Below are 6,000 nucleotides of genomic sequence, written 5' to 3'. Positions count from 1 at the left end.
ACCTCAAGGCCCTCGTCGTGTCCTCCGAGGAGGACGAGCCCGTCACCATGTACCTGCGCAAGTCGGGTGCCGGTGAGGTCACGGCGGCCGACATCGCGCCGCCCGCCGGTGTCGAGGTGCACAACCCCGACCTCCACATCTGCACGCTGAACGACTCCGGTCGCCTCGACATGGAGCTCGTCGTCGAGCGTGGCCGCGGCTACGTCTCCGCCGTGCAGAACAAGGCGATCGACGCCGAGATCGGCCGCATCCCGGTCGACTCGATCTACTCGCCGGTCCTCAAGGTCACCTACAAGGTCGAGGCCACCCGCGTCGAGCAGCGCACCGACTTCGACCGGCTGATCCTGGACGTCGAGACCAAGCCGGCCATCCGCCCGCGCGACGCCGTCGCCTCGGCGGGGCGCACGCTGACCGAGCTCTTCGGCCTGGCCCGTGAGCTCAACGTCGAGGCCGAGGGCATCGAGATCGGCCCGTCGCCCATCGACGAGCAGCTCGCCGCCGACCTGGCCCTGCCGGTCGAGGACCTCAACCTGACCGTCCGGTCGTACAACTGCCTCAAGCGCGAGGGCATCCACACGGTGTCCGAGCTCGTCTCGCGCAGCGAGCAGGACCTGCTGGACATCCGCAACTTCGGCTCCAAGTCCATCGACGAGGTCAAGCTGAAGCTGCACGAGATGGGCCTGTCGCTGAAGGACAGCGCCCCCGGCTTCGACCCGTTGAGCGCGATCCGCTACGACGACGACACCGAGGACGCGGACTTCACGGAGACCGAGCAGTACTGAGCCCACCGCCCGCGGACCCCGCGGGCAGCCGAACGCCCGCCCCGTCCGCGGGGCGGGCGACCCGGACCTGACACTGGAGAACGGACACCATGCCCACACCGACCAAGGGCGCCCGCCTCGGCGGCAGCCCGTCGCACGAGCGGATCATCCTGGCCAACCTGGCCACGCAGCTGTTCGAGCACGGCAAGATCGTGACGACGGAGGCCAAGGCCAAGCGGCTGCGCCCGCTGGCGGAGAAGCTCATCACCAAGGCGAAGCGTGGTGACATCCACGCCCGCCGCTCGGTCCTGACCACGGTCCGCGACAAGGGTGTGGTGCACGTGCTGTTCACCGAGATCGCCCCGACCCTGGCCGACCGCGAGGGCGGCTACCTGCGCATCACCAAGGTGGGTCCCCGCAAGGGCGACAACGCCCCGATGGCGCAGATCGAGATCGTCACGGAGACGGTCGAGGCGGGTCGTACGAACCGCGCCAAGGTGAGCTCCGCGCCGGCCCCGGCCCGCAAGACCGCGACGCGCGGACCGGCCAAGAAGGCGGCGGCCCCGGCCGCCGGCTCCACGGCCGTCGCCGACGGTGGCGAGTCCCAGGTCAGCCCGGACGCCCCGACCCAGGAGGCCCCGGCCGAGGAGCTGGTCGAGGACACCAACGAGCGCGACGAGGCGACCTCCGAGCAGGAGCAGCCGAGCGACGACGTCAACGCCGAAGAGGCCGCGACGCTCGAGCCGACCGAGGGCGAGCAGAAGGCCTGAGGCAGCACCACAGCAGCAGCACCCACGGCGCCCACCCCTCACGGGGTGGGCGCCGTTCGTGCATCATCGGCTCGTGACCGACCCCAGCGCCGTCGACGGCCTGCTCGCCCGCGCCCGGGTCGGGTGGACGCGGCTGACGGCCACGGAGGCGTACGCGGCGGTGCAGGCGGGCGCGCTGCTGGTCGACACGCGGACGGCGGCGCACCGCGCCCGGACCGGGGACCTGCCGGGCGCGCTCGTGATCGACCGGACCGTCCTCGAGTGGCGCCTGGACCCGACGAGCCCGAACCGGATCCCCGAGGCGGGCAGCCGCCGGAGGATCGTCGTGGTCTGCCGCCACGGCTACAGCTCGTCGCTCGCGGCGCGCTCGCTGCGTGACCTCGGCCTCGACGCGACCGACGTCGTCGACGGGGTCGAGGGGTGGATCGCCGCCGGCCTGCCCCTCACGGGCGAGCCGGCCGACGTCCGGGAGTAGCCCTCCGGACCGGGCTCAGACCAGCCGGGCGAGCAGGGAGTCGTCCCAGCGGTCGACCAGGTCGGACGGGCCGTCGAAGACCTCGTCGGCCCCGGCCGCCTCGAGGTCGCGCCCGGAGATCCCGCCGCAGGTGAGGCTGATGATCCGGACGCCCGCGGCCCGCGCAGCCTGCACGTCCCAGACCGTGTCGCCGATCGCCACCGTCCGGGCCGGGTCGAGGTCGTGCTGCCGCATCGCGGTGGTCATCAGGTCCGGGGCCGGCTTGCCCTCGGCGACGTCGTCCGAGGTGGTCGTCCCGGCCAGCACGCCAACGCCGACCCCGATCGCGGGCAGCATCCAGTCGAGGTCGCTGCGGGGCCCGCTCGTGGCCAGCACCACCCGGAGGCCGGCGTCGTGGCAGCGGCGTACGAGATGGTCTGCCCCCGAGAACGCGACGACCTCGTCCTGCAGCTTGGCGTAGCGCTTCGTGTGCCGCTTCACGACCTTGGCCTTGGTCCTGTCGTCGGCCTCGGCCGCCAGCCGGTCGACGAGCCCCTGGCTCGCGATGCCCACGGCGCGGTGCGTGTCCGCCATCGTCACGCCGGCGACGCCCGCGTCGCGGAAGGCCTGCCACCAGGCGAGGGCGTGCAGGTAGTTGGTGTCGAGGAGGGTGCCGTCGACGTCCAGCAGGACCCCGGGGGCGTCGTTCGCGCTCATCGCCCGATCGTCGCAGGGCCCGCCCGAGACCGACGGGGGGTCCACAACGCGGCCAAAGCCGGCGCACAGCGGCCGGCGCGAGGGTGAGGACGTGCCGACGACCTCTGCCCCCATCCCGACCGCCAGCAGCCCGGCTGCGTCGGCCGCGCCCGCGATCGACGCACGACCTTCAGTGCGCCGACGCGCGGTGCCGGTCGTGCTCGCCGTGCTCCTGGTCGTCGGCCTCGCGGCGCGGGTACCGATGCTGGGCGAGCAGTCCGGGGACTACAGGGCGTTCCTGCTGCCCTGGTACTCCCACCTCGTCGAGGCCGGCGGCTTCGCGGGCCTCGCGGACTCGTTCTCGAACTACAACACGCCGTACCTCGTCCTGCTGGCCGCCCTCTCGTACCTCCCGGTCGACCCGCTCGTCGGCGTCAAGGCGATCTCGATCCTCTTCGACGTGCTGCTCGCCGTCGTCGCGTACCGGATCGTCCGCGAGGTCCGCCCCGCCGCGCGGTGGCTGCCGACGATCGCCTTCGGGGCGACGTTCCTGCTGCCGACGGTGGTGCTGAACAGCGCCTGGTGGGCGCAGTGCGACTCGATCTACGCCTCGCTGTGCCTCGGTAGCCTCTACCTCCTGCTGCGCCGCCAGACGGCGCTGGCCTGCGTCCTCTTCGGGCTGGCCTTCGCCTTCAAGCTGCAGGCCCTGTTCTTCCTGCCGGCCCTGGTCGTGCTGGTGCTGGTGAACCGGCAGCGCCTGCGCGGACTGGTCCTGGTGCCGGCCACCTTCCTGGCGGCACTCGTCCCGGCCTGGGTCGCGGGCCGGAGCCTCGCCAGCCAGCTGTCGGTCTACCCCGCCCAGATCAGCAACCCGTCGGGCGCCGGCGGGAGCGGCGGGGGAGCGGCCCGGGCGGGCGGGGGCTTCGGCGGCGGCGGTCGCGGCGGTGGCGGCTTCGGGGGCGGTGGACCGGGCGGCGGTGGCGGCTTCGGCGGAGGAGGGGGTGGCAGGACGACGACCGCGCACAGCTTCACCAGCAACGCGCCCACCTGGTACGCCTGGCTCCCGGCCGACGCCTCGACCACGTGGAAGTGGGCCGGCCTGGGCCTCGCCGCCGCAGTGGCGCTGGCGTTCGCGGTCTGGCTCCTCGCCCGACGCCGGCGGCTGGACCCGGCGGAGATGGTGCTCGTCGCGGCCACGCTGTCGCTGGTCGTGCCGCTGCTGCTCCCCGAGATGCACGAGCGGTACTTCTTCCTCGGCGAGGTGCTCGCGGTGGTCGCGGTCTTCGTCGACCGGCGCTTCCTGGTCGTGGCCGCGCTGATGCAGATCGCCACGCTGAGCACGTACGCCACGTACCTGCGAAGCGTGACCACGCTCCCGCTCGAGACGGCGGCGGTGTTCGCGCTCGCTGCCGCACTCGGTGCCACGGTGATCCTGGTCCTCCGGCTCAGAAAGCGTCAGACCGACGCTGCATGATCGGTTCATGCTGCTCGAGCGACTGGCGAACACCTGGGGCGCGCTCGGCGCCACCCGCAGCCGGCTCGCCAAGCGGGACCTGATCGTCGCGGTCCTGGCCGACCTGGGGGACGGCGACGACCTCGAGACCGTGGTGTCGTACCTGATCGGTTCGTTGCGCCAGCGCCGGACGGGGGTGGGGGGACGTTCGCTCGGCGACCTGCCCGCGCCGGCCACCGTCGCGACGCTGACCGTCGCCGAGGTCCACGAGGCCTTCGAGGCCATCTCCGCCCTCGCGGGGCCGGGCTCGGTCGCCGTGCGGGCGGCCGCGGTGGAGGCGCTCTTCGCGCGGGCGACCGGGCCCGAGCAGCACTTCCTGCGGGGCCTGGTCTTCGGCGAGCTCCGTCAGGGCGCCTCGGAGGCAGCGGTCCAGGAGGCGCTCGCCGTCGCGTACGAGGTCCCCGTGGCGGCCGTACGCCGGGCGGCGATGCTGCGTTCCTCGACCGTGGCCGCCGCCGCCCTGCTGCACGCGGGCGGGCTGGCGGCGCTGGAGTCGGTCGGGCTGGCGGTCGGCACGGCGGTGCAACCGATGCTCGCGGCCAGCGAGCCGGACCCCGCGGCGGCCGTGGAGCGCTCGGGGCTCCCGGCGATGGTCGACGCCAAGCTCGACGGCATCCGCGTCCAGGTGCACCGCGACGGCGCTGCGGTGCGGGTCTTCACGCGCAGCCTGGACGACATCACCGCGCGGCTGCCCGAGGTGGTCAACGCGGTCCTCGCGCTGCCGCACCAGCGCCTGGTGCTCGACGGCGAGGTGCTGGCCCTGCGCGACGACGGGCGGCCCGAGGTCTTCCAGGCGGTGGCCTCGCGGACGATGAGCAGCCTCGACGTCCCGGCCGCCGAGCGCCGCCTGCCGCTGCGGCCGTTCTTCTTCGACGTCCTGCACGCCGACGGCCGGGACTTCCTCGACGTCTCTCTGCGGGAGCGCGCCGCGGCGATGGAGTCCCTGCTGCCCGCCGACCTGATCGTCCCGCGGGTCGTGGCGACGAGCACCGAGGAGGTCGAGACGGTCTTCGCCGACTGGGTCGGCCAGGGCTTCGAGGGGGTCGTGGTCAAGAACCTCGACGCCCCGTACGCGGCCGGTCGCCGCAGCTCGGGGTGGGTCAAGCTCAAGCCCCGGCACACCTTCGACCTGGTCGTCGTGGCGGTGGAGTGGGGCCACGGCCGCCGGCAGGGCTGGCTGTCGAACCTCCACCTCGCGGCCCGGGACCCCGACCGCGGCTTCGTGATGCTGGGCAAGACCTTCAAGGGGTTGACCGACGAGACGCTGCGCTGGCAGACCGAGCACTTCCTCGGCCTCGAGACGCGGCGTACGCGCGGGGTCGTCTTCGTGGAGCCGACGACGGTGGTGGAGATCGCGATCGACGGGCTGCAGGTCTCGACGCGCTACCCCGGCGGCGTGGCCCTGCGCTTCGCGCGCGTCCTCCGCTACCGCCCCGACAAGTCGGCCGAGGAGGCGGACCTGCTGGAGACGGTGCGGGCCCTGAGCCCGGTGCTGCCGGTGGGCGAACCGGAGTAGGCAGATCCACCTGCCCAACGCGTCTGCGAGCCGGACCCACGCCGGTCCGGGCGCCGGTGTCTGGACGACCTTAGGAGGAAGCCCCGCGGCACCCAGGCTCGGGAGAAGTGCGACCTGCGGGCTTCCGAGGGAGGGAGGAAGACATCGGACCAGAGCCCGGTCCGCGTCGGAGCGAAGCGGAGACAAAAAGATCCGGGCATGACAAACCCGCGAGCTTGGCGACGAGGCTCCGGTGGAGCCCTGACGTCGGCCAGATGGACGGTCTGGCACTCGCGGGTTCGGGTGTTGGC

At 73.2% G+C, this 6,000-nt stretch carries 6 protein-coding genes; 5 read left to right on the top strand and 1 reads right to left on the bottom strand.

Going from position 1 to position 6,000, the window contains the following annotated elements:
• From FHX39_RS17915 to FHX39_RS17905, 3 genes are all read left to right on the top strand, one after another.
• On the top strand, window positions 1-782 hold a 782-nt coding region (locus FHX39_RS17915), incomplete at its 5' end, for a DNA-directed RNA polymerase subunit alpha (RefSeq protein WP_183340646.1).
• Window positions 783-871: 89 nt separating this feature from the next.
• On the top strand, window positions 872-1,531 hold the full coding sequence (rplQ, locus tag FHX39_RS17910) for a 50S ribosomal protein L17 (protein ID WP_183340644.1): 660 nt from the start codon (window positions 872-874) through the stop codon (window positions 1,529-1,531).
• A gap of 73 nt (window positions 1,532-1,604) precedes the next feature.
• Complete coding sequence (locus FHX39_RS17905; RefSeq protein WP_183340642.1) at window positions 1,605-2,006, top strand: rhodanese-like domain-containing protein; 402 nt, start codon at window positions 1,605-1,607, stop codon at window positions 2,004-2,006.
• Window positions 2,007-2,021: 15 nt separating this feature from the next.
• Here the strand turns inward: FHX39_RS17905 and FHX39_RS17900 are convergent, their stop codons facing one another.
• Entirely contained in the window at window positions 2,022-2,702 is a 681-nt protein-coding gene (locus FHX39_RS17900) for an HAD family hydrolase (protein WP_183340640.1), read from the bottom strand.
• A 91-nt stretch (window positions 2,703-2,793) separates the two neighbouring features.
• Here FHX39_RS17900 and FHX39_RS21870 point away from each other — a divergent pair, with 91 nt between their 5' ends.
• Both FHX39_RS21870 and FHX39_RS17890 read left to right on the top strand, forming a co-directional pair.
• A complete protein-coding gene (locus FHX39_RS21870) occupies window positions 2,794-4,155 on the top strand; it encodes a glycosyltransferase 87 family protein (protein WP_183340638.1) in 1,362 nt (453 codons plus the stop codon).
• A gap of 7 nt (window positions 4,156-4,162) precedes the next feature.
• Entirely contained in the window at window positions 4,163-5,710 is a 1,548-nt protein-coding gene (locus FHX39_RS17890; protein ID WP_183340636.1) for an ATP-dependent DNA ligase, read from the top strand.
• Window positions 5,711-6,000: the final 290 nt, after the last annotated feature.

The sequence above is a fragment of the Microlunatus antarcticus genome, assembly GCF_014193425.1.
In the GTDB taxonomy this organism is placed as follows: Bacteria; Actinomycetota; Actinomycetes; order Propionibacteriales; family Propionibacteriaceae; genus Microlunatus; species Microlunatus antarcticus.
The sequence above is the reverse complement of the archived record's forward strand: the minus strand, read 5'-3'. Positions and strand labels throughout refer to the sequence as shown.